This is a genomic window from Mycobacterium sp. NGS27 (genome assembly GCF_059813005.1).
The window spans coordinates 23422-47766 of sequence record NZ_JCALDT010000003.1; the positions used below are offsets into that span (position 1 = coordinate 23422).

At 68.4% G+C, this 24345-nt stretch carries 20 protein-coding genes; 11 read left to right on the forward strand and 9 right to left on the reverse strand.

The window, feature by feature from the left end:
- Positions 1-24: 24 nt before the first annotated feature.
- A complete protein-coding gene (gene mymT / locus AC5Y30_RS08665; RefSeq protein WP_067124138.1) occupies positions 25-171 on the reverse strand; it encodes a copper-binding metallothionein MymT in 147 nt (48 codons plus the stop codon).
- 158 nt (positions 172-329) lie between these two features.
- Here mymT and AC5Y30_RS08670 point away from each other — a divergent pair, with 158 nt between their 5' ends.
- Positions 330-983, forward strand: a complete 654-nt coding sequence (locus AC5Y30_RS08670) for an O-methyltransferase (RefSeq protein WP_499917712.1) — start codon at positions 330-332, stop codon at positions 981-983.
- Here the strand turns inward: AC5Y30_RS08670 and AC5Y30_RS08675 are convergent.
- A complete protein-coding gene (locus AC5Y30_RS08675) occupies positions 980-1969 on the reverse strand; it encodes a nitronate monooxygenase (protein WP_499917713.1) in 990 nt (329 codons plus the stop codon). The two genes, AC5Y30_RS08670 and AC5Y30_RS08675, sit on opposite strands and share 4 nt — an antisense overlap.
- A gap of 160 nt (positions 1970-2129) precedes the next feature.
- On the opposite strand from AC5Y30_RS08675, the gene AC5Y30_RS08680 reads away from it, so the two are divergent.
- Positions 2130-2570 carry an SPW repeat protein gene (locus tag AC5Y30_RS08680; RefSeq protein WP_499917714.1) on the forward strand — a complete coding sequence of 147 codons (441 nt, stop codon included), beginning with the start codon at positions 2130-2132 and terminating at the stop codon, positions 2568-2570.
- Between the two features lie 69 nt (positions 2571-2639).
- Here the strand turns inward: AC5Y30_RS08680 and ilvD are convergent, their stop codons facing one another.
- Positions 2640-4355 (reverse strand): dihydroxy-acid dehydratase, encoded by a 1716-nt coding sequence (gene ilvD, locus AC5Y30_RS08685; RefSeq protein WP_499917715.1) that lies wholly within the window; start codon positions 4353-4355, stop codon positions 2640-2642.
- 69 nt (positions 4356-4424) lie between these two features.
- Between ilvD and ricR the strand changes: the two genes are divergently transcribed.
- The 5 genes from ricR (at position 4425) to AC5Y30_RS08710 (ending at position 10226) form a co-directional block, all read left to right on the forward strand.
- Positions 4425-4715: a copper-sensing transcriptional repressor RicR gene (ricR, locus tag AC5Y30_RS08690; RefSeq protein WP_112634682.1), complete on the forward strand. Its 291-nt coding sequence runs from the start codon at positions 4425-4427 to the stop codon at positions 4713-4715.
- A 134-nt stretch (positions 4716-4849) separates the two neighbouring features.
- Complete coding sequence (locus AC5Y30_RS08695) at positions 4850-6082, forward strand: MFS transporter (RefSeq protein ID WP_499917716.1); 1233 nt, start codon at positions 4850-4852, stop codon at positions 6080-6082.
- Between the two features lie 118 nt (positions 6083-6200).
- Complete coding sequence (locus AC5Y30_RS08700; RefSeq protein ID WP_499917717.1) at positions 6201-7244, forward strand: L,D-transpeptidase; 1044 nt, start codon at positions 6201-6203, stop codon at positions 7242-7244.
- A 148-nt stretch (positions 7245-7392) separates the two neighbouring features.
- Complete coding sequence (locus tag AC5Y30_RS08705; protein ID WP_499917718.1) at positions 7393-7989, forward strand: TetR/AcrR family transcriptional regulator; 597 nt, start codon at positions 7393-7395, stop codon at positions 7987-7989.
- Positions 7986-10226 carry a molybdopterin-dependent oxidoreductase gene (locus tag AC5Y30_RS08710; protein WP_499917719.1) on the forward strand — a complete coding sequence of 747 codons (2241 nt, stop codon included), beginning with the start codon at positions 7986-7988 and terminating at the stop codon, positions 10224-10226. Before AC5Y30_RS08705 ends, AC5Y30_RS08710 begins: the two co-directional genes overlap by 4 nt.
- On the opposite strand, the gene AC5Y30_RS08715 is transcribed toward AC5Y30_RS08710, so the two are convergent.
- The gene (locus AC5Y30_RS08715; protein WP_499917720.1) at positions 10210-12198 is read right to left on the reverse strand and encodes a M13 family metallopeptidase; all 1989 of its coding nucleotides are present in this window, start codon (positions 12196-12198) and stop codon (positions 10210-10212) included. The two genes, AC5Y30_RS08710 and AC5Y30_RS08715, sit on opposite strands and share 17 nt — an antisense overlap.
- 41 nt (positions 12199-12239) lie before the next feature.
- On the opposite strand from AC5Y30_RS08715, the gene AC5Y30_RS08720 reads away from it, so the two are divergent.
- Both AC5Y30_RS08720 and AC5Y30_RS08725 read left to right on the forward strand, forming a co-directional pair.
- Positions 12240-12902: an Rv1363c family protein gene (locus AC5Y30_RS08720; RefSeq protein WP_499917721.1), complete on the forward strand. Its 663-nt coding sequence runs from the start codon at positions 12240-12242 to the stop codon at positions 12900-12902.
- Positions 12899-13582 carry a hypothetical protein gene (locus AC5Y30_RS08725; RefSeq protein WP_499917722.1) on the forward strand — a complete coding sequence of 228 codons (684 nt, stop codon included), beginning with the start codon at positions 12899-12901 and terminating at the stop codon, positions 13580-13582. Before AC5Y30_RS08720 ends, AC5Y30_RS08725 begins: the two co-directional genes overlap by 4 nt.
- Before the next feature lie 4 nt (positions 13583-13586).
- On the opposite strand, the gene AC5Y30_RS08730 is transcribed toward AC5Y30_RS08725, so the two are convergent.
- Both AC5Y30_RS08730 and AC5Y30_RS08735 read right to left on the reverse strand, forming a co-directional pair.
- The gene (locus tag AC5Y30_RS08730; RefSeq protein WP_499917723.1) at positions 13587-14123 is read right to left on the reverse strand and encodes an XRE family transcriptional regulator; all 537 of its coding nucleotides are present in this window, start codon (positions 14121-14123) and stop codon (positions 13587-13589) included.
- On the reverse strand, positions 14120-17155 hold the full coding sequence (locus AC5Y30_RS08735) for an MMPL family transporter (RefSeq protein WP_499917724.1): 3036 nt from the start codon (positions 17153-17155) through the stop codon (positions 14120-14122). Before AC5Y30_RS08735 ends, AC5Y30_RS08730 begins: the two co-directional genes overlap by 4 nt.
- A 342-nt stretch (positions 17156-17497) precedes the next feature.
- Here AC5Y30_RS08735 and AC5Y30_RS08740 point away from each other — a divergent pair, with 342 nt between their 5' ends.
- Positions 17498-18040: a hemophore gene (locus AC5Y30_RS08740; RefSeq protein WP_499917725.1), complete on the forward strand. Its 543-nt coding sequence runs from the start codon at positions 17498-17500 to the stop codon at positions 18038-18040.
- Between the two features lie 104 nt (positions 18041-18144).
- On the opposite strand, the gene AC5Y30_RS08745 is transcribed toward AC5Y30_RS08740, so the two are convergent.
- Positions 18145-19314: a lysylphosphatidylglycerol synthase transmembrane domain-containing protein gene (locus tag AC5Y30_RS08745; protein ID WP_499917726.1), complete on the reverse strand. Its 1170-nt coding sequence runs from the start codon at positions 19312-19314 to the stop codon at positions 18145-18147.
- A 180-nt stretch (positions 19315-19494) separates the two neighbouring features.
- On the opposite strand from AC5Y30_RS08745, the gene AC5Y30_RS08750 reads away from it, so the two are divergent.
- A complete protein-coding gene (locus tag AC5Y30_RS08750) occupies positions 19495-20643 on the forward strand; it encodes an AI-2E family transporter (RefSeq protein ID WP_499917727.1) in 1149 nt (382 codons plus the stop codon).
- Between the two features lie 36 nt (positions 20644-20679).
- Here the strand turns inward: AC5Y30_RS08750 and mmpL3 are convergent, their stop codons facing one another.
- Positions 20680-23571 carry a trehalose monomycolate exporter MmpL3 gene (gene mmpL3, locus AC5Y30_RS08755; RefSeq protein ID WP_499917728.1) on the reverse strand — a complete coding sequence of 964 codons (2892 nt, stop codon included), beginning with the start codon at positions 23569-23571 and terminating at the stop codon, positions 20680-20682.
- Positions 23572-23620: 49 nt separating this feature from the next.
- Positions 23621-24334, reverse strand: coding sequence for an NYN domain-containing protein (locus AC5Y30_RS08760; RefSeq protein WP_499917729.1), 714 nt, complete (start codon positions 24332-24334; stop codon positions 23621-23623).
- Between the last annotated feature and the right edge of the window lie 11 nt (positions 24335-24345).

A 24345-nucleotide genomic window follows, 5' to 3' on the forward strand; every position in this document is an offset into this window, starting at 1 on the left:
CGAACGCACGACCGGCCCGACGGACTACTTGACGGGGGTCAGCGCGTCGCCGCACGTGCAGCGGTAGGGCTCACCCGAACCCGAGCAGTGGCAGGGGACCTCGATGCGGACGCGACAGCCGCAGCCTTCGTGGCCGCAGGTCAATTCGGTCCCGGCCTCGTAAGTTGCCATGTAACTCACCCTTTTCTCGTTGTGGTGACTCGTGCGGTGCGGGTCGACCGCACCCTCACTATATACCCCCCGAGGGTATGTCGTAAACGGCCACCACCGGTCCGATACCGGTCCGGCTTGCCGTGCCAACCCGGTCGGGCGCGGCTAGCGTGGGCGAAATGACCGAGAAACCAACCCCCGAAGACGTCGACGCATTTCTGGACAGCACGGTGGTGCAGGACGATCCGTCCTTGAGCGCCGCCCTGGAGGCCAGCAGTGCGGCCGGATTGCCCCCGATTGCGGTATCGGTCCAGCAGGGAAAGTTCCTGAGCCTGCTCGCCGGTGCCACCGGCGCGCGCAGCATCCTCGAGCTCGGCACGCTCGGCGGTTTCAGCACCATCTGGCTGGCGCGCGGCGCCGGCCCGCAGGGCCGGGTGGTGACGCTGGAATACGAGCCCAAGCACGCCGAGGTGGCGCGGGCCAACCTCGAGCGGGCCGGCCTCGCCGATCGGGTGGAGGTGGTCGTCGGGGCCGCGCTGGACACGCTGCCGACGGTGACCGGTCCCTTCGATCTGATCTTCATCGACGCCGACAAGGAGAACTACCCCGCCTACCTGGAGTGGTCGGTGCGACTGGCCCGTCCCGGCGCGGTCATCGTGGCGGACAACGTGATTCGGCAGGGACAGATCCTCGACCCGGAATCCAACGCCCAGGCGCAGGCTGTCCGGCGAACGCTGCAGGCGATGGGCGAGGATCCGCGGCTGGACACCGCGGTGATCCAGACGGTGGGCGCCAAGCCTTGGGACGGCTTCGCGCTCGCGTTGGTGCGCTAGGTGTAGCGCGGGGTGAGGTCGGCGACGGCCTGCTCGGCGGAGGTGAGTTCGCCTATCCGCAAAGCGGTTTCGCCCGCGTACAAAGCCGCGCTGTCCAACCAGGAGTCGGGCACGCCCGCCACCGGCGCCAGCGGCGTGAAGAACGGGAAGGCGGGCGACTGCAGGCGCATCAGCGGCCCCGCATCGAAATAACCCAGAGCCGACAGCGGGCGGCTGGCCGCGTTCAGGGCAGAAGGGAGCGCCTTGGCCTTCCCGTCGTGGCCGCACCACCGCCGGGTGGCCGCGTTGGGCACGACGCGGTGGCGCAGCGGCCAGCTCAGCCCGAACAGGTTGGTTTCGATCGTGCTGTCCGCCTGCAGGATTCGCCGCTGGTACTCGCGGTTCGCGTTGGCTTCGTGCGTCAACAGGAATCGTGTGCCGGCGATGACACCGCTGGCGCCGGCATCCAGCGCGGCGCGGGTGTCGGCGCCGGTGGCGATGCCACCGGCCACGAAGACCGGGCGGTTGGCGGACACGGCGAGGGCGTGCGGTAAAAAATCAAGTGCCGCCATCGTGCCCACGAGATGCCCTCCGGCCTCGCGTCCCTGAGCGATCAAACCATCGGCGCCGCCGGCTATCGCGGCACGCGCTTGCGCCTCGGTGCCTACCATCACGAAGACGAAGACCCCGGCATCGCGCAGGTGCGCGACGAGCCCACGCTTGTCGCCGAACGCCAGGACGACGGCGTCCACGCCGGCGTCGACGCAGACCGCGACGTGACGACGATGAACGAAGGGCAGCAACAGGTTTACCGCCACGGCGCGGTCAGGCGCCTGCGCGCGCACCTGTTCGATCGACGTTCGTAGCCGGCGGGGCGTGTCGATGCCCAGCGTGCCGAGCCCGCCCGCCCGGGCGACCGCGCCCGCCAGCGCCGGGCCCGCCAGTCCGCCGCCCATGCCGGCCTGCCCGACTGGTACATCGAGGCGCAGCCGGTCGACGATATCCATGCCCTAAGACGCTACGCGCCTTATCGATACGACCCCGCGGAGCGGCCCAGTCGGGCGCCGCTTTTCGTTGCTGGCCATGGTGCGCCGGCGTAATCTTGACGCCAGATGGATGGGTGCAGTTGGGCTCAAAAGGCTTGCTGCATAACAGAAAGGTCACAAAATGAGTACAGTCCATTCATCAATCGATCACCATCCCGATTTGTTGGCTCTGCGTGCGCGCTATGAGCGCGTCGCCGAGTCGATGAGCGCGCATGTCACGTTCGGACTGGCCCTGCTGACGGGCCTGTATGTGGCCGCGTCGCCGTGGATCGTCGGATTCAACGCCACGGCATCGCTCACCACGTCCGACCTGATCGCGGGGATCGCGGCGGCGTTCTTGGCCTACGGGTTCGCGACCGCGCTGGATCGCGCGCACGGCATGACCTGGACGATGCCGGTTCTGGGCGGTTGGGTCATCGTCTCGACCTGGATCCTGCCGGGCGTCACGCTGAGCGCCGGCATGGTCTGGTCGAATGTCGTTGCGGGCGCGTTGTTGACGTTCTTGGGCCTCAACGCGACCTACTTCGGCATGCGCACTCGCGCGGCGGACACGCGCGCGTAGTCGCGAACTTCGCTAGACCGCAAGGCGGTTCGCCTGCCCCGGGCCGAACCTTACGGCCCGGGGCGGCGATCAGCCGCAGACCGCGCCGATCGCGGCCGAGCTGACCAGCTTCACGTACTTGGCCAGCACCCCGGTCTTGTAGCGGGGCTCCGGCGGCGTGAAATCCTTTCGGCGCGACTCGAATTCGGCAGGATCGGTCAGCACGTCGAGCACGTGGTTGGCCACATCCAGGCGGATGCGGTCGCCGTCTTGCAGGAAGGCGATCGGTCCGGCGTCGACCGCCTCGGGCGCGATATGTCCGACGCACAGGCCGGTGGTCCCGCCCGAGAACCGGCCGTCGGTCAGCAGCAGCACGTCCTTGCCCAGACCCGCACCCTTGATGGCGCCGGTGATGGCCAGCATTTCGCGCATGCCGGGCCCGCCCTTGGGGCCCTCGTAGCGGATCACCACGGCGTCACCCTTGGTGATGGTGCCGTCCTCCAAAGCGTCCAGCGCGGCCCGCTCGCCGTCGAAAACCCTTGCGGTGCCCTCGAACACGTCGGAATCGAAACCGGCCGACTTCACCACCGCCCCCTCGGGCGCCAGCGATCCGCGCAGGATGGTGATCCCGCCGGTCGGGTGAATGGGATTGCTCAGGGCGCGAAGCACCTTGCCGTCCGGGTCGGGCGGCGCGATCTCGGCCAGGTTCTCGGCAACCGTCGCGCCCGTCACCGTCAGGCAGTCGCCGCGCAGCAGACCGGCGTCGAGCAGCGCCTTCATCACGACCGGCACGCCGCCGATGTGGTCGACGTGGGACATGACGTGGCGGCCGAAGGGCTTGACGTCGGCCAGGTGCGGAACCTTCGACCCGATCCGGCTGAAATCGTCGAGCGAGAGCTCGACGCCGGCCTCGTGGGCGATGGCGAGCAGGTGCAGCACCGCGTTCGTCGAGCCGCCGAACGCCATCACCACCGCGATCGCGTTTTCGAAGGCCTCCTTGGTGAGGATGTCGCGGGCGGTGATGCCGCGCCGCAGCAGCTCGACGACGGCCGCACCGCTGCGCCGCGCGAACCCGTCGCGGCGGCGGTCGGTCGCCGGTGGCGCCGCGCTGCCCGGCAGCGACATCCCGAGCGCCTCGGCGGCGCTGGCCATCGTGTTGGCGGTGTACATGCCGCCGCACGCACCCTCACCGGGACAGATCGCGCGCTCGATGGCATCGACGTCCTCGCGGGGCATCAGGCCCCGGGCGCAGGCGCCGACCGCCTCGAACGCGTCGATGATGGTGACCTCGCGCTCGCTGCCGTCGGACAGCTTGGCAACCCCGGGCAGGATGGACCCCGCGTAGAGGAACACCGAGGCCAGGTCGAGTCGTGCGGCGGCCATCAGCATCCCGGGCAGCGACTTGTCGCATCCGGCCAGCAGCACCGACCCGTCGAGCCGCTCGGCCTGCATCACCGTCTCGACGCTGTCGGCGATCACCTCGCGGGAGACCAGCGAGAAGTGCATGCCTTCGTGGCCCATCGAGATGCCGTCGGACACCGAGATGGTGCCGAATTCCAGCGGGTAGCCACCGGCGGAGAACACGCCCTCCTTGACCGCCTTGGCGAGCCGGTCCAGGGAGAGGTTGCACGGGGTGATCTCGTTCCAGGACGACGCCACCCCGATCTGCGGCTTGGCGAAGTCTTCGTCTCCCATGCCTACGGCCCGCAGCATGCCCCGGGCGGCGGCCTTCTCCAGGCCGTCGGTGACGTCACGACTACGCGGCTTGATGTCGGCGGCGGGGGCCGAATCGGTGGTGGGGGGCATCGCTCAAGTATGCGGGAACGCCGTGGCCAGCTGACCGGGGGATACCCCAACGGGGTATAAGCTGGCGGGGTGACGAACGACCACGGGTATTCGCAGCAGAAGGACAACTACGCGAAGCGGCTGCGACGCATCGAGGGCCAGGTGCGTGGCATCGCCCGGATGATCGAGGAAGACAAGTACTGCATCGACGTGCTCACCCAGGTGAGCGCCGTCAACAGCGCGCTGCGGTCGGTCGCCCTGAACCTGCTCGACGAGCACCTGAACCACTGCGTCACCCGCGCCGTCGCCGAGGGCGGCGACGATGCCCAAGCCAAGCTCGACGAGGCGTCCGCCGCGATCGCGCGGTTGGTTCGTTCTTGATCGGTGATGCAGTTGAGACCTTCGCTACGGCCCTGATGCGGGGGGAGGCGTAGTTGCGGTCCGTACGGTAAGGCAGTGTGATCGCATTAGGCGCGACAACCCAGGAAGTGGGTAGTCCGGCCGATACAGAAGCCATGACTGCCGAAATCAACGCTGCCGCGCGAACGTGGACCCCACGGATCGCGGCTCAGTTGGCTGTGCTGGCGGCCGCGGCCTTCACCTACGTCACCGCCGAGATTCTGCCGGTGGGCGCGCTGCCGGCCATCGCTCGCGACCTGCACGTCAGTTTGTTCGCGGTGGGAACGCTGTTGACCTGGTATGCCTTCGTGGCGGCCCTGACGACGTTTCCGCTGGTGCGCTGGACCGCGCACTGGCCGCGGCGGCGCGCGCTCATGCTCAGCCTGACCTGCCTGACGGCCTCGCAGGCGATCTCGGCACTGGCGCCTAATTTTGCGGTGCTGGCCACCGGGCGGGTGCTCTGCGCGATCACCCACGGCCTGCTGTGGGCGGTCATCGCACCGATCGCGACCCGGCTCGTGCCGCCGAGCCATGCCGGGCGGGCCACCATGTCGATCTACGTCGGTACCAGCCTCGCGCTGGTGGTGGGGAGCCCGCTCACCGCGGCCTTGAGCCTGATGTGGGGGTGGCGCCTGGCCGTCGTGTGCGTCACCGTCGCGGCCGCCGCCGTCACGCTCGCCGCCCGGCTGATGCTGCCGGAGATGGTGCTCACCGAGGACCAGCTCGCCCACGTCGGCCCCAGGTCACGACACCACCGCAACCCCCGGCTGATTCTGGTGAGCGTGCTGGCGATGATCGCGGTCACCGGCCACTTCGTGTCCTACACGTTCATCGTCGAGATCATCCGCAACGTCCTCGGCGTGCGGGGGCCCAACCTGGCCTTCGTGCTGGCCGCCTACGGGCTGGCCGGTTTGCTGTCGTTGCCGCTGGTGGCGCGGCCGCTGGATCACCGGCCCAAGAGCGCCGTCATCCTGTGCATGACGGGGTTGACGGCGGCCTTCGTGGCGCTGACCGGGCTGGCGTTCGGTGGCCGGGCCGGCGTGGCCACAGCGCTGATCGGAACCGCCGCCATCGTGCTGTGGGGGGCGATGGCCACCGCGGTCTCGCCGATGATGCAATCCGCCGCGATGCGCAACGGGGCCGACGACCCCGACGGGGCGTCGGGGTTCTACGTCACCGCGTTCCAGGTCGGCATCATGGCCGGCTCACTGGTCGGCGGCCTGCTGTACGAGCGCAGCGTCACGATGATGCTGACGGCTTCGGCAGCGCTGATGGCCGTCGCGCTGGCCGGCATCGCGGCCAACCGGCGGATGCTGGACGTTGCTCCGACAAGCTCACCCGATTCATAGCCGCGCAGGTCAAGTGCGTGAACGCACTCCTTTAGTGTCGCGGCAATCCGTCGGTGACGGTAGCTGGCGTGGCTGCTATGCCACACTGTGTCGAGAACACCGAGTGGAGGTAATGCGTATGTCAGGCTGGACGAGGGCCGGGACGAGGAAGGGCCTTTTCGCCGCTCTGAGCACAACCGGTTTGGCGTCCGTCGTGGGCTTGGCGCTGGTGCTGAGTGCGGCTCCCGCATCGGCGGATCCGGACCCGGCACCCGCTGACCCGGGTGCCGTCGCCGCTCCGCCCGGGCCGCCCCCGCCGCCCGATCCGTTGGCGCCCCCGCCTCCGGCTGACCCGCTGGCGGCCCCGCCGCCGCCCAACCCGCTGGCGCCGCCGGCGCCGTGGGCTCCGCCCAACGCCCAGCCCGCAGCGACGTCGGCCGAGGGGCAGAACGCCACGCCGTTCACCGGCACGGCGCCGTTCGGGCCGCCGTCGTTCGTCCCCAAGAGCGGCTCGACGGTGGGTGTGGGCCAGCCGATCATCATCAACTTCCCCGGAACGGTCGAGAACGCCGACGCGGCGATCGGCGCCGTGCACGTCTCGTCGGTTCCGCCGGTGCCGGGCAAGTTCTACTGGATGACCCCGACCCAGCTGCGCTGGCGCCCGATCAACTTCTGGCCCGCGCACACCGCGGTGACCGTCGACGCCGGCGGCACCGTGTCCACCTTCCAGACCGGTGACACGCTGATCGCCACGGCCGACGACGCCACTCACCAGCTGACCATCACCCGCAACGGCACCGTGGAGAAGACCTTCCCGATGTCGATGGGCATGACGTCGGGCAACCACCAGACCCCCAACGGCACCTACTACGTGCAGGACAAGAAGGCCTCGGTGGTGATGGACTCCTCGACCTACGGGGTGCCGGTGAGCTCGACGTATGGCTACAAGGTGACGGTTGAGGACGCGGTGCGCTTCGACAACGTCGGCGACTACGTGCACAGCGCGCCGTGGTCGGTCGACGACCAGGGCAAGCGCGACGTCAGCCACGGCTGCATCAACATCAGCCCCAGCAACGCGAAGTGGTTCTTCGACAACTTCGGTCCGGGTGATCCCATCGTGGTGAAGAACTCCAGCGGCGGCTCGTACAAGAAGAACGACGGCTCCGCCGACTGGATGAACTAGACCCTTCGCGACAGCGCAGAATCGCCCATTTCCCTCGGAAATGGGCGATTTTGCGTCTTGGCGTTAAGGACGTGTGTGCGCGGGTCTTTCGCGGCCGCGGCGATTATGTATAGCATCATACATACGCCGAGACCGCTGAGGAGCTGCGATGCGTAGTCCACGCGAGCGGATGGTCGTCTCCGCCGCGCTGCTTATCCGGGAGCGGGGCGCGCGCGCCACCGCGATCTCCGACGTGCTCGAGCACAGCGGCGCGCCGCGGGGCTCGGCCTACCACTACTTCCCCGGCGGCCGCACGCAATTGCTCTGCGAGGCGGTCGACTATGCGGGTGAGCACGTCGCCGCCGTGATCGCCGGCGCCGACGATGGCCCGCAACTGCTGGACACGTTGATCGACAAGTACCGCCGGCAGCTACTCGACAGCGACTTCCGCGCCGGCTGCCCCATCGTGGCGGTCTCCGTCGAAGCGGGCGAGCAGCACGACGCCGAACGCATGGTGATCGAGCGCGCCGCCGCGGTCTTCGACCGATGGACGGATTTGATCGCCACGCGGTTCATCGCGGACGGGATTCCGCCGGAGCGGGCACGCGAACTGGCGATCCTCGCGACCACCTCCCTCGAGGGCGCGATCGTGCTGGCGCGGGTTCGTCGTGACCTGACGCCCCTCGACGTCGTCCACCGCCAGCTGCGCGATCTGCTGCTGGCGGCATCGCCCCCTGCGGGGCCAGGGAAAGGAAATCCGCGATGACCGGTGAATGGCAATCCAGCGCGTGCATCCTGTGCGAATGCAACTGCGGCATCGTCGTCCAAGTCGAAGACCGCCGGCTGGCCCGCATCCGCGGCGATAAGGCGCACCCGGCCTCGCAGGGCTATACCTGCAATAAGGCGCTGCGGCTGGACCACTACCAGAACAGCGGCGCCCGGCTGACCTCACCACTGCGCCGCCGCGCGGACGGCAGCTACGAGGAGATCGATTGGGACACGGCGATCGTGGAGATCGCCGAGGGATTCAAGCGCATTCGCGACAGCTACGGCGGCGACAAGATCTTCTACTACGGCGGCGGCGGCCAGGGCAACCACCTGGGCGGGGCCTACAGCGGCGCCTTCTTGAAGGCGCTGGGTTCGCGCTACCGCTCGAATGCGCTGGCGCAGGAGAAGACCGGTGAGGCCTGGATCGACGGACACCTCTACGGCGGCCACACCAGGGGCGAGTTCGAACACGCCGAGGTCGCGGTGTTCGTCGGCAAGAACCCGTGGATGTCGCAGAGCTTTCCGCGGGCCCGGGTGGTGCTCAACGAGATCGCCAAGGATCCGGCCCGTTCGATGATCGTCATCGATCCCGTGGTCACCGACACCGCCAAGATGTCCGACTTCCACCTGCGGGTCCGACCCGGCACCGACGCATGGTGTCTGGCCGCGCTGGCCGCCATCCTGGTGCAGGAAAACCTTTGCAACGAAACATTTCTCGCCGAGCATGTGCGCGGCGCGGATGCCGTGCGCGCGGCGCTGCGCGAGGTGTCGGTGGCCGACTACGCCGAGCAGTGCGGGGTGGACCAGGAACTGCTGCGCGCAGCGGCGCGGCGCATCGGCACGGCCGCCAGCGTCTCGGTGTTCGAAGACCTTGGCGTGCAGCAGGCACCCAACAGCACCCTGTGCTCCTATCTGAACAAGTTGCTCTGGATCCTCACCGGCAACTTCGCGAAAAAGGGTGGCCAGCACCTGCATTCGTCGTTCGCCCCATTGTTCGGCCAGTTCTCCGGCCGTACCCCCGTCACCGGCGCCCCGATCATCAGCGGACTGGTGCCCAGCAATGTGGTGCCCGAGGAAATCCTGACCGACCATCCCGACCGGTTCCGGGCCATGATCGTGGAAAGCAGCAATCCCGCTCACTCGCTGGCCAATTCGGCCGCCTGCCGGGAGGCTTTTCAGGCGCTGGAACTGATGGTGGTGATCGACGTCGCGATGACCGAGACGGCAAGGCTCGCGCATTATGTGCTGCCCGCGGCGTCCCAGTTCGAGAAGCCGGAGGCCACCTTCTTCAACCTCGAATTCCCGCGCAATACCTTCCAGCTGCGCCGTGCGTTGATGGAGCCCCTGCCGGGAACCCTGGACGAACCCGAGATCTGGGCGCGGTTGGTCCGTGCGCTCGGCGTCGTGGACGACGCGGATCTGCGGCCGCTGCACGAAGCGGCCCGACATGGCCGGCAGGCATACACCGAAACGTTCCTCGGTGCCGCCGCGACCAATCCCACTGTGGCGCAACTGCTGCCGTATGTGCTGTACGAAACGCTCGGGCCGACACTGCCCGAGGGGCTGCGCGGCGCGGCCGCCCTGTGGGGGCTTGCCCAGAAAACCGCACTGAGCTATCCGGATGCGGTGCGGCGCGCCGGGCACGCCGACGGCAACGCCCTGTTCGACGCGATCCTGGCCACCCCGTCAGGGGTGACCTTCACCGTGCACAACTACGAGGACGACTTCGCGCTGATCGGTCACGCCGATCACAAGATCGCGCTGGAGATTCCGTCCATGCTCGACGAATTGAAGACGCTGTCCCGCACCCCGTCCCGGCTCACCACCCCTGAATTCCCGATCGTGCTGTCGGTGGGGGAGCGGCGCGCCTACACCGCGAATGACATCTTCCGCGACCCGACCTGGCGCAAACGCGACACCGACGGCGCACTGCGGATCAGCGTCGAGGACGCCCAGATGCTCGGTCTGGCGCAGGGGTGCCGGGCGCGCATCAGCACAGCGGCCGGTAGCGCCGAGGCCACCGTGGAGATCACCGAGACGATGATGGCCGGTCATGCCGCCCTGCCCAACGGTTTTGGGCTCGACTACCGCGACGCCGAGGGGCGCACCGTCACTCCGGGTGTGGCCCCGAACGTACTCACGTCGACCGGGTGGCGCGACCCCTACGCCGGCACGCCGTGGCACAAGCACGTGCCCGCGCGGATCGAGGCCGTGAGCGTCAGTTCCAGATCTTGACCCGGCTGCCCGGCTCCAAAAACAGCGCGCCGGCGTCGGCGCCGTCGAAGGCGTCGTAAAAGGCATCCATGTTGCGCAGCACGCCGTTGCACCGGAACTCCGGCGGCGAGTGCGGATCCACCGCCAGGCGCCGGATCGCCTCCGCCTCACGGGATTTGGTGCGCCACACCTGGGCCCATCCGTAGAACACGCGCTGCACGCCGGTCAGGCCGTCGATCACCGGGGCGGGCCGGCCGTTCAGCGACAACTGGTAGGCCAGCAGCGCGATCGACAAGCCACCCAGGTCGCCGATGTTCTCCCCGACGGTGAAAGCGCCGTTGACGTGGTGGTCGCCGTCCAGGCCCCGCGGAGTGTAAGCGTCGTACTGCTCGATGAGAGCCTTTGTGCGGGAACCGAATTCGGTCCGGTCGGCATCCGTCCACCAGTCGACCAGGTTTCCGTCACCGTCGTATTTGGCCCCCTGGTCGTCGAAGCCGTGCCCGATCTCGTGCCCGATCACCGCGCCGATCCCGCCGTAGTTGGCCGCGTCGTCGGCCTCGGGGTCGAAGAACGGCGGCTGCAGAATCGCTGCCGGGAAGACGATTTCGTTCATCCCGGGGTTGTAGTACGCGTTGACCGTCTGCGGCGTCATGAACCACTCGTCCCTGTCCACCGGCCCGCCCAGCTTGGCCAGCTCACGATCGTGGTTGACCGCGTACCCGCGCAGGTAGTTGCCGTACAGGTCGTCGCGCTCGATCACCAGCGTGGAGTAGTCGCGCCACTTGGCCGGATAGCCGACCTTGGCGGTGAACTTCTCCAGCTTGGCCAGCGCCCGCTCCCGGGTCTGCGGCGTCATCCAGTCCAGGTCGCTGATGCTCATCCGGTACGCCGCACGCAGGTTGGCGACCAGCTCGTCGATGCGGGCCTTCGCCCCGGGCGGGAAATGCCGCTGCACATACAGCTTTCCGACGGCGTCGCCCATCAGGTTCTCCACCAGCGACACCGCACGCTTCCATCGCTCCCGGATCTGCTCGGCGCCGGTCAGCAGCCGGCCGTAGAAGTCGAAGTCCGCGGACACCAGCTCGTCGGTCAGCCAGGAGGCCCGTGCGCGGATCAGCCGCCACCGCGCCCAGCTCTTCCACACCTCGAGGTCCTCGTTGCGCCACAGCTCGGCGAAGGTGCGCAGGTAATCGGGTTGGCGCACAATCACTTCCGCCAGCGACTCGGGGCTCGCACCCAGCGCGGCGGCCCAGCCCGCCCAGTCGAAGCCCACCGACTCGTCACGCAGTTGCGCGAACGTGCGCAGGTTGTAGCTGAGCTCGGCGTCGCGGCGCTTGACCACATCCCAATGCGCCTCGGCGAGCTTGCCCTCCAGCGCGACGATGCGTTCGGCGGTTTGGACGTGGTCGGCCGGGTCCCCGCCGAACACCAGGGCGAACATCCGCGCGATGTGCGCCGGATAGGCCTCCAGCACCTGGAGGTGCCGCTCTTCGCGGTAGTAGGACTCGTCGGGCAGCCCGAGGCCGGACTGGGTGAAATGCACCAGGTAGCGGGCCGAGTTCTTGGCGTCGGTGTCCACGTACACCCCGACGCCGCCGCCCGCGCCGGTGCGCTGCAGCGCGCCGATGGCCCGGGCCAGCGCGTCGGCATCGGCGGCGTCGTCGATCACGGACATCTCGTCGCGCAGCGGCCGCACGCCGCGGCGCTGCACGGTGTCCTCGTCGAGGAAGCTGGCATACAGGTCGCCGATGCGCTGCGCGTCGTCGTCCGTGGCGGCCGAACCCTGCTGGCTGGCCTCCACGATCAGGTCGCGCACCTGTTCTTCGGCGCGGTCGTAGAGCTGGCGGAAGGCGCCGTCGGTCGCCCGGTCTGCGGGTATCTCGTATTCGGCCAGCCAGCGGCCGTTGACGTGACCGAACAGGTCGTCTTGGGGGCGGATGCTTTCGTCGACAAAGCTCAGGTCGATGCCCGAGCGGATGGCCGTATTCGTCACCCCGCCATCCTTCCATCTTTTCCGGGTGCGACGATCGGGCCATGTCCGACGGCGAGCGAACCGAGCAAGAAGATTCCGTTGACGTCGACCCAGACGAGGACTCGAACGACTCCAGCGACGTGGCAGACGAATCCGAAAGAGCCGAAATGTTTTCGCATTACGGCATCGCGTCGGCGGTTCTCGGTGTGCTGTCGGTCGCCGCGGTCGTGCTCGGCTACGTCATCTGGTCCGATCACCGCGACCAGATTGCCGAGCGCGGCTACCTGAGCCGCGCCATGCAGACCGCCGCGGACTGGGCGGACGTGTTGATCAACATGAACAGCGGAAACGTGGATGCCAGCCTGCAACGGCTGCACGACGGGACGGTCGGCGAACTCAACACCGACTTCGATGCCGCCGTGCAGCCATACAAGGCGGTCGTGGAGAAGCTGCAGTCGAAGAGCGCCGGCCGGATCGACGCGGTGGCGATCGAAACCGTGCACCACGACCTGGACACCCAGCCGGCGGGCGCGAGGCCTCCAAGAGAGATCGTCACCACCAAGCTGCCGCCGTTCGCGAGTCGAACCGACTCGGTGATACTGATCGCCACGTCGGTCAGCGAAAACGTCGGAGCCAAACCGCAGACCGTGCACTGGAGTCTGCGGCTGGACGTCTCCGACGTGGACGGCAAGCAGATGATCTCCGGATTGGCGTCGATCAAATGAGAAACATCTGGCGGCTGGCCGCCTTCGACATCTTGGCGCCGCTGGCCGCGATCGCGGCCCTGCTGGCCATCGGGCTGGTGCTCGGCTGGCCGCTGTGGTGGGTGTCGGCGTGCTCGGTGCTGATCCTGCTGATCGTCGAAGGCGTGGCGATCAATTTCTGGTTGTTGCGCCGCGATTCGGTCAGCCTCGGCACCGACGACGACGCGCCCGGGCTGCGGTTGGCGGTCGTCCTGCTGTGCACGGCCGCCCTGGGCGCGGCCGTCGCGACCGGCTACACGCACTGGACCGAGGCGGACAACGACTTCACCGACGACTCCCACCAAGTGGTTCAGATCGCGACCGGCATGGCGGAGGCGATGGCATCGTTCAGCCCCACCGCCCCGACCGGCTCCATCGACCGGGCGACGGCGATGATCGTCCCCGAGCACGCGGCCGCCTTCAAGGAGCAGTACACGAAGTCCAGCACCGAGCTGGCCCAGCACAATGTCACCGCGCAAGCCACCACGGTGTCGGCCGGAGTCGAGGCCCTGGGGCCGTCGGCGGCCAGTGTGGCGGTGGTCCTGCGGGTCACTCAGAACACCCCGGGCCAACCGCCGAGTCAGGCGGCGCCGGCGCTACGGGTGACGCTGACCAAGCGGGGCAGCGACTGGCTGGTCGCCGATGTGCAGCCGGTCAGATAGCGGGTCAGTTCGCTTCGGCTGAGCGAGCGGACTTCACCTTGACGAACCGATCCGACAACCGCCGGATCCGGATCATCAGGGCGGCCGTCGGGCTGGTGCTGCCGTCGAGATAGCCGTCCAGCTCCTCGGCAGTGACCCCGATGCGCGACGCGAACTCCTGCGGGGCCAGACCCGAGCGGTCGATCAGGAGCCCGACGTGACGCGCCACCTCGGCGCGCTCGTTGGCCTCCAGGTGGGTGCGGGCACGCTCGAGCACCTCCCACAGCGCCTTGGCGATGCCGTACGGCCGGGTGCCCTCGAGGACCTCTTCGACCTGTCGGGCGGTCCGCCCGTACGGGTCCCGCTTCAGCGCACCGGCGATGCGCTTCCACGTCGCGATGTCACCGCCCTGCAGGGCGGAACGGATGGCCGCGGTCGGCCAGAACTCCACGGGCTGTTCGGTGTCCTGGAGCGACCCGGACGGTCCGTTGCCGGGTTGACGTTGTGCCGGGGCCGGCCGGCGGGGCGGCGGCGCGGGGCGTCGGTCGGGTGCCAACGTCACCTCGCCTCCTCCAGCATCGCTACGGCCACGGACATGCAGCGTTGCCTGATTCCCTCCCAGTCCGAGTCGGCCTCGGCTTCCGATCCCTGGTCTTCCGGGTAGTCGCAAGGGTCGGGATCTGCGAGTCGACGGACCAGCTGGGTGGCGATCCACTGCTCCCTGGATGATTTACAACAGTAGTACCTGTCCATTCCGGCCAGCACCACCGCGGCGGTCTCGGGCTCCAACGTATCGACCATGTCTGCAAAGTCGGCGTAATCGCGCCGGCTGTTACGGCGCATGATCAGGTAGCCCTTCAGCCGCAGCGTCTCCGCACCGGTCGGGACCAGCAACCGGTCGCCGGTGGGCAACTGCACGTTGGTGGTCTCCACCGGGCTGCGCCGCTCGTATCTCGGCCCGTCGTCGACGGCTGCGCCGGTGTCGCTTTCCAGCGCGTCGATCGCGACCGACAGGCGTCCCCGCCACAACGTCACCGGGTGAACGGGCCTGCCCGTGATGGCCTTGGCGATGCCGTTGCGCGAGGTCAGGCCGTTGACCAGCTTCTTGGCCGCCAGGGAGCCGTTGGTGTGGCCGTTGGCGCCCGGCTTCCTGTCGGCCGCCACGCCGACGCTGACCTTCTCCTCACCCAGGGCGACCTGGTGGGGGATCTGCCCGGGTCCAAGACCACGGGACCGATCCTCGTCGGGGCCCAGCGCCGCCTGCGCGGTGCGGCCACAACCGGTGAAGGCCAGCGGATCGGCCACGCAGATCGCGTCGGGCGCCAGGTGTTTGAGCTTGGCGGCCGACTTGACCACCATCCGCAGGTCGGCGCTCGGGGCCACCAGCGCCGAGATGTCGTCGGGGATGACGACGACGTCGCCGAGGTCGACCTCGGGCAGCGGCCGGTCGAAGTCCACCGACGGCAGCACGCGGGACAGCCACGGCGGCAGCCACCAGTTCCACTGGGCGAACATCGCCATCAACGCCGGCACCATCACCAGCCGCACCACGGTGGCGTCCACCGCGATGGCGACCGCGCACGCCACGCCGATCTCCGCCACCAGCGGCATGCCGGCGAACGCGAACCCGACGAATACCGCGATCATGATCAGCGCCGCGCTGGTGATGGTCCGGGCGCTGGTGCTGACGCCGTAGGCCACCGCATCGCGGGTGTTGCCGGAATGCAGGAAGCGCTCCCGGATGCGGGTGAGCAGGAAGATCTCGTAATCCATCGACAACCCGAAGGTCATCGCGAGCACCAGCGGGGGAACGGTGCTGTCGATCGAGCTGATCTGGGCGAAGCCGAGGTCCTTCAGCCACCCCCACTGGAAGACCATCACCAGGCTGCCGTAGGCGGCGGCGACCGACAGCAGCGTCATCAGGACGCCCTTGAGCGCCAGGAACACCGAGTGAACCGACACCAGCAGCATCACGAACGCGATCAGCGCCACGATGCCCAGCACCAGCGGCTCGGTCTTGGACACCTGGTCGTCGAAGTCCTTGATCAGCGCCGTGGGGCCGCCGACGTCGACGCGCGCGGTGCCCACTTCGGGGATCTTGGGCAACTGCGCACGCATCCAGCCAACGGTCTCGCGGGCCTTCATGTCCTCGGGATCCACCGACAACACCGCGGACAGCAGCGCGCTGCCGTTGTCCTCGGCGAACTGCGGAGGCGACACCGAGACGATGTTGGGGGCCTGCGACATCCGCTGGCGGATCGCGCCGACGGTGTGGCTGTGTTCGGGGGAGGCGGCGCCGCCCTCGGGGAAGTTGATCAGCACGCGGATCGGGCCCAGCGCGCCGGGACCGAGGGCCTGGGCCGCGGCGCCGACGCCGGCGCGAATTTCGTGCGACGAGTCGAACTGGCGCAACAGGCTGTTGCCCAGCACCATCGAGGACGCCGGCGCGGCCATCACGAGCAGCACCAGCGACGCCGCCAGTGCGGACATCCACGGCCGGCGCATCACCCAGCCGATCCAGCGGTTCCAGAACCGCGACTGCGTGCTCTCGGGCCGTCGCGACCAGTGCAGGAAGCCCGACCGTTTGGCGGCCGCGCGGCCGAACGTCGCCAGCGCGGCCGGCGTCAAAGTGGTCGAGGTCAACATGGCGACCGCGACGGCCAGGATGGCGCCCGTGGCCATCGACTTCAGGGCGGGGGTATTGATCACGTAGATCCCGGTCAAGGAGGCCACGACCGTCATGCCCGACAGCACCACCGCCAGACCGGAGGTCGCCATCGCGGCGTCGACGGCTTCGCGGGGCTGGCGCCCGGTCCGCAGCTCCTCCCGGAACCGCATCAAGATGAACAGTGAGTAGTCGACGGCGAGCGCGATCCCGAACATGGACACCGTCGAGGTCACGAACACCGACATGGTGGTGTAGGCGGACAGCAGATAGACCAGGCCCATGGTGACCACGACTGTGCAGATCCCCAAGGCAAGCGGAATGGCCGCGGCGGCCAGCGAACCGAACACCGCGAGCAGCACGATCAAAATGACCGGCAGGTTCCACTTTTCGGCCGCGGCGATGTCGTGTTTGGTGTTGGCCGCGGCGGCGGCGGACAGCGCGCCCTGCCCGATGACATAGAGCCGCACGCGGCCGTTCGCGGTCTGGCCGGGCTGATCGCCCTTGATGCCGACCTTGGTGCGGAGCTGCTTGGCGATGTCGCTCGTGTTGCGGGAATCCAGCCGCACCGACAGCACGTACGGGCGGTCGGGCTGCGGCGGCCGCTGGGTCGGGTTGGGGATTTCGGCGGTGCCGGGGATGCCGCCGGCGATCTGTCGCAGCTGGGCGACGGCGTCGTTCATGTCCTGGTAGCTGGCGTCGGGCCGGGGCGCGGCTACCAGCGCCAGCGACGACCCACCCTGGTCGTGGTACAGCTCCTCGAGCTGGTCATGGACCGCCAGCGATTGCGATCCGGCGACGTCGAACCCACCGCCGGTGAGGTTGCCCGACTGCGTCAGCGCCAGGTACACCGCCGGAACCAATGCCAGCAACCAGCCTGTGAAGACCAACCAGCGGTACTTACGCAGGCTGCGGCTGAGGCGGATCATTAACTGCTGGATTTTGTCGCTCCCCGGTTCTCGCGTAGCGCGTGCTCGCGACGATACCGCAGCGGGCTGTGGAATATGTGGCTTATCTAGTTCCTGAGCTGCGGCGACGGCGTTGTTGCCAAGACGCTGCGAAGACGTTGTGAAGTGGTGACCAAAGCGGGATTTCGGTCACACGCTCCGTCCGAACTGGCAGCGGTGATACCGGCGGTGGCAGGATGTCGAATGGCCCGCCAGGCGGTCCCCGGGGTTCACGGGGATGCCCGCGCTCAGTGGGGCCGTCTGTTGCAGTCGTTTGCGCGGCGCCGATCCGGCGATCCGCCGCAAACTCTTAAGGAGTTATCGATGACGAGAGCCACCGCTGGACGGGGTCGCAGAATCTTCGCCGGGCTGATCGCCGCCACGGTGCCCGCGGTCGCCTTCGCGGTGCTCGCCGGAGCACCGGCGACGGGCGCCAATGACCCGTGCGCGGCCAGTGAGGTCGCCCGGACGATCGGCTCGGTCTCCAAGTCGATGGGTGATTACCTGGATTCGCATCCGGAGACCAATCAGACGATGACCTCGATGCTGCAGCAGCAGGCCGGGCCGCAGTCGGTGAACGGATTGAAGTCCTACTTCGAGGCCAACCCCAAGGTGGCCGGTGACATGACGTCGATCGCGCAGCCGCTGACCACCCTGTCGACGCAGTGCAAGCTGCCGATCTCGATCCCGCAGGCGATGGGCCTGATGCAACAGGCGCAGGGCGCGGCCGGTGGGCTGCCCGCGCTGCCCGGAAACCCTGCGGGCGCATCGCCGTTGGGTGGGACCACCGGAGGAGCCCCGGCCGCGGCGCCGCCCGCGGCGACCAACCCGCTGCCGGGTCCGCCGCGCGGAAACACCGTCGGCTAGTCCCGATGGTGGCGACCCGCTTCGCCCGGCTTGGACTATGCGGCGACCCGCCGCGCCCGGCTACGCCGCGCTTGCGATCGCCGCGGCCGCCCTCGCGATCGCCACTAGAGCTCGGTTTCGGGGTTTCGGTCGGGCGGCAACGGCCCCTGCAGCGCGGTCTCGGTCGGATCGGCCGGGGGGTCGCCCTGCGGCGGCACGACCGGTAGTGGACCCGTGATCGGGTCCTCGTCGGACTCCGCCACGTTCTCGGTGCGGAACACGAAGAAGAACACCACCCAGCCGATCGCGGAGATGAGCAACCAGCTGATCAGCCGGTAGATCAGCATCGCCGAGATCGCGTTGGGCAGCGACATCCCGCTGGACACCAGGCCGGGCACGAGCACCGCCTCGACGATCAACAGCCCGCCGGGCATCAGCGGGATGGTGCCGACCGCGCGGGCGGCGGCGTAGGCCACCGTCAACCCGGCAACCGAGGCGTGGTCCCCGGCGGCGTACGCGGCGAAGCCCAGGCAGGCGACGTCGGCGATCCAGTTGAACATCGACCAGCCGAAGGCCACCCCCAGGTCGCGCCGCCCCAGGCTCACCGATTCCAGCTGCATCAGCGTCTCGCGCCACTTGTCCAGGCCGGCGTCGGCCGGCCTGCCCCGGACCGAGTTGATCCATGCCAACACCCGGCTGCCGATGCCGTCGATCAGCTCCGGGCGTGACGCGACGGCCTGGGCCAGCAGCAGCAGCGCGACGAAGCCGCCGAGGGTGAACAGCAACGAGAACGGGTTGTTCTTCGCGCCCAGCAGGAAGGCGCCGCCCAGGCCGAGCAAAGCCAACCCGACCGCCTGCAGTACGCCCGACATCACCAACTGCCACGACGCCACCACGGTCGAGGCTCCCCACAGCCGCTGCTGGCGGAACAGGAACGTCGCCGACAGGACGGGCCCGCCGGGCAGCGTGGTGCTCAGTGAGTTGGCGGCATAGAAGGCCGCCTCGGAGCGCAACTGCTTGACGTGCACGCCAGCCGACTTGAGCAACGTGCGCTGGATCTGAGCAAAGCTGTGCATCGACGCGGCCGCGGCCGCCACCGACGCTAGCAACCACAACCAGTTCGCCTCGTACAGGCTCATCCAGGCTTTGGCCAGCTGGTCCCAGCCCAGCGAAACCTCGACGGCAAGCACGATGGCTACCGCGCCCAGGATCACCCAGCGCACCCACCAGTACTTGCCACGCGAAGTTTCTTCGCGCGGCAAGTCGAGGTTGCGGGCGGGCGCGTCGTGCGACACGTGATTTAGGGTAACGGTGCAGGTGGCGCCGCGATCGCCGCGGATCGCTTACCGTGTCTCGGACGTTCTTGGGTCGTAACCGGATCGTGCCGACGATTACCGGCTCAGCAGGCGCGCAGACAGCCTCGAGCCAGGCTTGGGCTACGTTTGACCGCGCGCCGCGGCGGATAGGCTGACCAGATGTCAGCAAACGTCGACGATGCCTCGGTCGAACCCCTTGTCCGCAAGACCGCAGCCTGGGCGTGGCGCTTGCTCATCATCCTGATCGCCGTGCTCGCGCTGTTGTGGGTGGTGAAAAAGCTCGAAGTCATCGTCGTTCCGGTCCTGGTGGCGCTGCTGCTGAGCGCACTCTTGGTGCCCGTGGTCGACTGGCTGGACAAGCGCGGCCTGCCCCGCGGCGGCGCGGTGGCCCTGGTGTTGCTGGGCGGCTTCGCGATCCTGGGCGGCATTCTGGCGTTCGTCGTCCTGCAATTCATCGACGGCCTGCCCGGCCTCACCGAACAGGTGACGAACAGCATCGAGTCAACGCGGCGCTGGCTGACTCACGGGCCGGCCCATCTGCGCAACGAACAGATCGACAACGTGGGCAACGCCGCCATCGAGGCGCTGCACAACAATCAGGCGAAGCTGACCAGCGGCGCGCTCTCCACCGCGGCCACCGTCACGGAGCTGGTCACGGCGGCGGTGCTGGTGCTGTTCACGCTGATCTTCTTTCTCTACGGCGGGCGCAACATCTGGCAGTACGTCGTGCAGATCATTCCGTCGGACGTGCGCGGCCGGGTGCACGAAGCCGGTACTGCCGGATACGGGTCGCTGATCGGGTACGTGCGGGCCACGTTTCTGGTGGCCCTGACCGACGCGGCGGGGGTCGGCACGGGTTTGGCGATCATGGGGATCCCGCTGGCGCTGCCGCTGGCATCGCTGGTCTTCCTGGGCGCGTTCATCCCGCTGGTGGGTGCATTGATCTCCGGCCTGGTGGCCGTGGTGGTCGCGCTGCTGGCCAAGGGCTTCGTCTACGCCCTGATCACGCTGGGCCTGCTGATCGCGGTCAACCAGATCGAGGCTCATCTGCTACAGCCGCTGGTGATGGGCCGCGCGGTCTCGATTCACCCGCTCGCGGTGGTGCTCGCGATTGCCACCGGAGGAGTGATCGCCGGGATCGTCGGTGCCCTGCTGGCGGTGCCGACGGTGGCCTTTCTCAACAACGCGATCCAGGTGCTGCTGGCACCCGATCCATCCGTCGAAGCCGAGAAGCAGACCGAGGAAGCGGACGAAAAGAACGCGATTTTGCAGGCCGAGCCCGACAAACCCAAGGACGAATCCGGCTGAGCCGCTAGTCCTTTCGGTGCCGTTGCGAAGACCTGGTTACAGCCGACCCTCGCGACGCAGCAGGTCTTGCGCGGACAGGCCGCCGCCGGAACGCCGGCGTTGCCGCGCGGGGTCGCCGTTCTCGCCCTGCCCGCGCGCGTCCGCCTGATCGGTGGCCGCGTTGGGGTCGTTGCCCTCCGGGCGCATCTTCGGCAGGGCGGTGGTGGGTTCGGCGGCGTCGCTGGTGTCGTCGGTCCGGTGGCCGGGCACCGGTATGGCCCGCGTCTGATCGCCGGACGGCGGGGCGGTCGGGCCCGGCGCCGGCGGTCGTTGGGCAGGCTGCGGTGCGGAGCTGGTCGCGGGGCGCGGCTCGGCCGGGCGGTCATGCCCGGGCACGCCCGGCGCGGAGAAGCGCGTCGTCTTGGCTTCGGTGGGCTGGCTGGAGCGGGCGGGGACGCGGGTGCCGCCCGCGGTTTCACCCGAAGACGGTTCCCGCGCGGGCCGTGGCTCGGCCGGACCCGGACGGGCCGGGCGCGGCGGCTCCAGCGCGCCGGGATGGGTGGGGTCATGCGGCGGCCGCGGTGCGGCCGCGACCAGGCTTGCGGCGACCGGCGGCCGCGCGGGCCGGCCGTTGAGCGTGGGCCGCTTGCGCTCGTCGGGCAGGTCGATCTCGCCGAGCCCGATCTTGTTCTGCAGGCGCCGGGCCCAGCGCGGCGCCCACCAGCAGTCGTCGCCGAGCAGCTTCATCACCGACGGCACCAGGAACATGCGGACGACGGTGGCGTCCAGCAGCAGCGCCGCCATCAGACCGAAGGCCAGATACTTCATCAACACCAGGTCGGAGAACACGAACGAGCCAGCGACCACCGCCAGCACCAGTGCGGCGGCCGTGATCAGGCGCCCGGTGGTCGCGGTGCCGATCCGGATGGCCTCGGCCGTCGACATGCCGCGCTCGCGCGCCTCGACCATTCGCGACACCAGGAACACCTCGTAGTCGGTGGCCAGACCGAAACCGACCGCGACGACCAGCGCGATGACCACGACCATCAGGGGGGTAGGCGTGAAGTTCAGCACGTTCGCGAAGTGCCCGTCGACGAAAATCCAGGTCAGGATGCCCATCGTCGAGCCCAACGTCAGCGCGCTCATCACCGCCGCCTTGATCGGCAACACCACCGACCCGAACGCCAGGAACATCAGCAACATGGTCGCGCCCAGCAGCAGCACCAGCATCAGCGGAGCCTTGTCGAACAAGCTGTGGATGCTGTCCTGCTCCAGGGCCGGCGTACCGCCGACGTACAGGTTGAGCCCCTTCGGAGGGTTGATCGAGCGAAGTTCGGCGAGCTTCTTGGCGGCGTCGTTCTTGTTGACCAGACCGTTCTGGATCACCCGCACCGAGCCGTCCTTGGGCACCGTCGTCCCGTTCGGTCCGGCGACGCAGGGGTTGCCGGCGATGGTCGGGCAGGCCCGCTCCTCCCACTGCTTGTCGGTGAAGCCGCCGATCGAGGAGATCCTGTTGCGGATGTCGGCGACCTGTTGGTCGGTGACCTTGCTGCCGTTGCTGCTCTGGATGACGACCGTCAGCTGCTCGGTCCGGTAACCGGGGAAGAGCTTGTCGAAGTGCTCCTGGGCCATGCGCACCGGGTTGTCCGGCGGCAGGTATTTCTCGCTCATGCCGCCGAACGACAGGTTGCCCAGCGGGATGACCAGCAGGATCATGCCGATGGCGATCGGCAGGGCGAACGCCAGCGGGCGCTTCATCACCCAGTTGACGAGCTTGCCCCAGAAGCCGGCCTCGACCTCTTCACGGGTCTTGGTCTTCTGCAACCGGTCGGCCAGCCAGTTCAGGTAGGCCCGCGAATATTTCCAATTCCGCAGGAAGGGCACCCGGAATGCGGTCCGGACCCCGAGCGCGTCGACGTGGCGGCCGAGGATGCCCAGGCAGGCGGGCAGGAACGTGATCGACAGCAGCGCCGCCAGGCCCACCGCGGCGAAGATCGCGTACGTCAGCGAATGCACGAAGCCCTGGGGCAACACCAGCAGGCTGGCGCTGGACGCGATGATCAGCACCGCCGAGAACGTCACGGTGCGGCCGGCCGTCATCACCGTTCTTCGCACGGCGGCCTCGGTGTCGTAGCCCTCGGCTATCTCCTCGCGGAATCTGCTCACCACGAACAGCCCGTAGTCGATGGCGATACCCAGGCCGATCAGCGAGACCACCGGCTGGGCGAAGAAGTGCACCGGCCCGAACACGGCGACCAGGCGCAGGATGCCCAGCGAGCCCGCGATGCTCAGGCCGCCCACGATGGCCGGCAGGCCGGCGGCGACCGCGCCCCCGAAGACGAGGAACAGCACGACGGCGACCAGCGGCACCGCGAGTACCTCCATGCGGCGCTGGTCGGTGGCGATGGTGCCCGTCAGGGCGTTGGCGATCGGCTCGAGGCCGGCCAGCTGCACGGTGCCCCCGTCGAGCTTCTGCAGATCCGGCTGGATGGCCTTGTAGTTGTTGAGGATGCTGTCGTCGTCGTCGCCCTTGAGCGGAATGCTGACGAAGGTGTGCTTTCGGTCCTCGCTGACCATCCCCTTGATGACCGGGTTGGTGCTGTTCGGCGCCGCGAGCCAGCCGGCCCAGCCGACGACCTGGTCGGGGTGGTCGGTCTTGAACTTGTTGAGTTCGCCGACGAGCTTGTCGCGCCACGCCGGGTCGTCGGCCGATTTGCCGTCGGGAGCGGTGAAGGTGGCCACGATGTGGCTGGTGCGGTCGCGGCCGTAGGTCTGGTCGCCCAGTACCGAGGCTTTGACGGATTGGCTGCCGTCGTCATAGAAGCCGCTCTGTGTAACATGCTTGCCCAGGCTTACTCCGAAGACGCCACCCAGCAGACACAGAGCTACCGTGACCCCGATCACGATGTACCGGTACCGGTACACAGTTCGACCCCACCAGGCGAACACGCAAGCTCCTTACTGGATCGTCAACGACCCGCGCATAGGTTTTCCAGTGTCACACACGGGCGGTCAGCAGCGCGGAGAGCGGCCGGAACGGCTGTAGCCACGCACCCTGGTCAGGCAGCGAATCTAGGCCGATCCGCGGCAACGGTTCCCGGAAGACACCAGCGATATCCTCCAGATCAACGAAGTCCAAGGTATCCGACGCTAGCGCCCAACTCGCATGTTCGCGAAATCCGATCACCTGGACGCTGACCCCGGTTCGTGCGATGTCTTCCAGCGGATGACGAAAAGCCTGGCCGTCGGCGGAGGCCACCACCAGCGCCGCCAATCCCTGGGTGCGCCGCAGTTCGATGTGGGCCAGCATGTCGCGGTCCACGTCGCTGTCCTCGTCGATCTTCGGCTTGGCGAACACCGCGAATCCCACGTTACGAAGCGCGTCCACCCAGGGCCGGACGACGTCGGCGCTGCCCGGTGCGATGTTGGTGAAGACGGTGGCCTCGGGTTCCACCACCACGCCGGGGCGACTGGCGCTGACCTCGGCCGTGCGCGACAACAGCCAGCGCCCCAGGGCGTCGAACCGCGGGCGTTCCAGGGCCGTCGGGCGGCGGCCGAGGATCGATCCCAGGCCCATGTCGAGGTTGGGTGCGTCCCACACCAGCAGTACGCGTCCACCTGGCGGGGCGTAGTCGCCCAGCTCGTCGCCGGTCAGCACCGCCGGCGGCGCGACGGGCTCCGCTCCCGCCGCGGTCTCTTCAGTCAGGCTCATACTCATCGCCT

Coding starts and splice junctions, on each gene's coding strand:
- AC5Y30_RS08705 (WP_499917718.1), top strand. CDS start 7,393: ATGCGTAGTCCACGCGAGCGGATGGTCGTCTCCGCCGCGCTGCTTATC.
- AC5Y30_RS08670 (WP_499917712.1), top strand. CDS start 330: ATGACCGAGAAACCAACCCCCGAAGACGTCGACGCATTTCTGGACAGC.
- AC5Y30_RS08710 (WP_499917719.1), top strand. CDS start 7,986: ATGACCGGTGAATGGCAATCCAGCGCGTGCATCCTGTGCGAATGCAAC.
- AC5Y30_RS08750 (WP_499917727.1), top strand. CDS start 19,495: ATGTCAGCAAACGTCGACGATGCCTCGGTCGAACCCCTTGTCCGCAAG.
- AC5Y30_RS08735 (WP_499917724.1), bottom strand. CDS start 17,155: ATGATCCGCCTCAGCCGCAGCCTGCGTAAGTACCGCTGGTTGGTCTTC.
- ilvD (WP_499917715.1), bottom strand. CDS start 4,355: ATGCCCCCCACCACCGATTCGGCCCCCGCCGCCGACATCAAGCCGCGT.
- AC5Y30_RS08740 (WP_499917725.1), top strand. CDS start 17,498: ATGACGAGAGCCACCGCTGGACGGGGTCGCAGAATCTTCGCCGGGCTG.
- mymT (WP_067124138.1), bottom strand. CDS start 171: ATGGCAACTTACGAGGCCGGGACCGAATTGACCTGCGGCCACGAAGGC.
- AC5Y30_RS08725 (WP_499917722.1), top strand. CDS start 12,899: ATGAGAAACATCTGGCGGCTGGCCGCCTTCGACATCTTGGCGCCGCTG.
- AC5Y30_RS08720 (WP_499917721.1), top strand. CDS start 12,240: ATGTCCGACGGCGAGCGAACCGAGCAAGAAGATTCCGTTGACGTCGAC.
- AC5Y30_RS08700 (WP_499917717.1), top strand. CDS start 6,201: ATGTCAGGCTGGACGAGGGCCGGGACGAGGAAGGGCCTTTTCGCCGCT.
- AC5Y30_RS08760 (WP_499917729.1), bottom strand. CDS start 24,334: ATGAGCCTGACTGAAGAGACCGCGGCGGGAGCGGAGCCCGTCGCGCCG.
- AC5Y30_RS08680 (WP_499917714.1), top strand. CDS start 2,130: ATGAGTACAGTCCATTCATCAATCGATCACCATCCCGATTTGTTGGCT.
- AC5Y30_RS08695 (WP_499917716.1), top strand. CDS start 4,850: ATGACTGCCGAAATCAACGCTGCCGCGCGAACGTGGACCCCACGGATC.
- AC5Y30_RS08675 (WP_499917713.1), bottom strand. CDS start 1,969: ATGGATATCGTCGACCGGCTGCGCCTCGATGTACCAGTCGGGCAGGCC.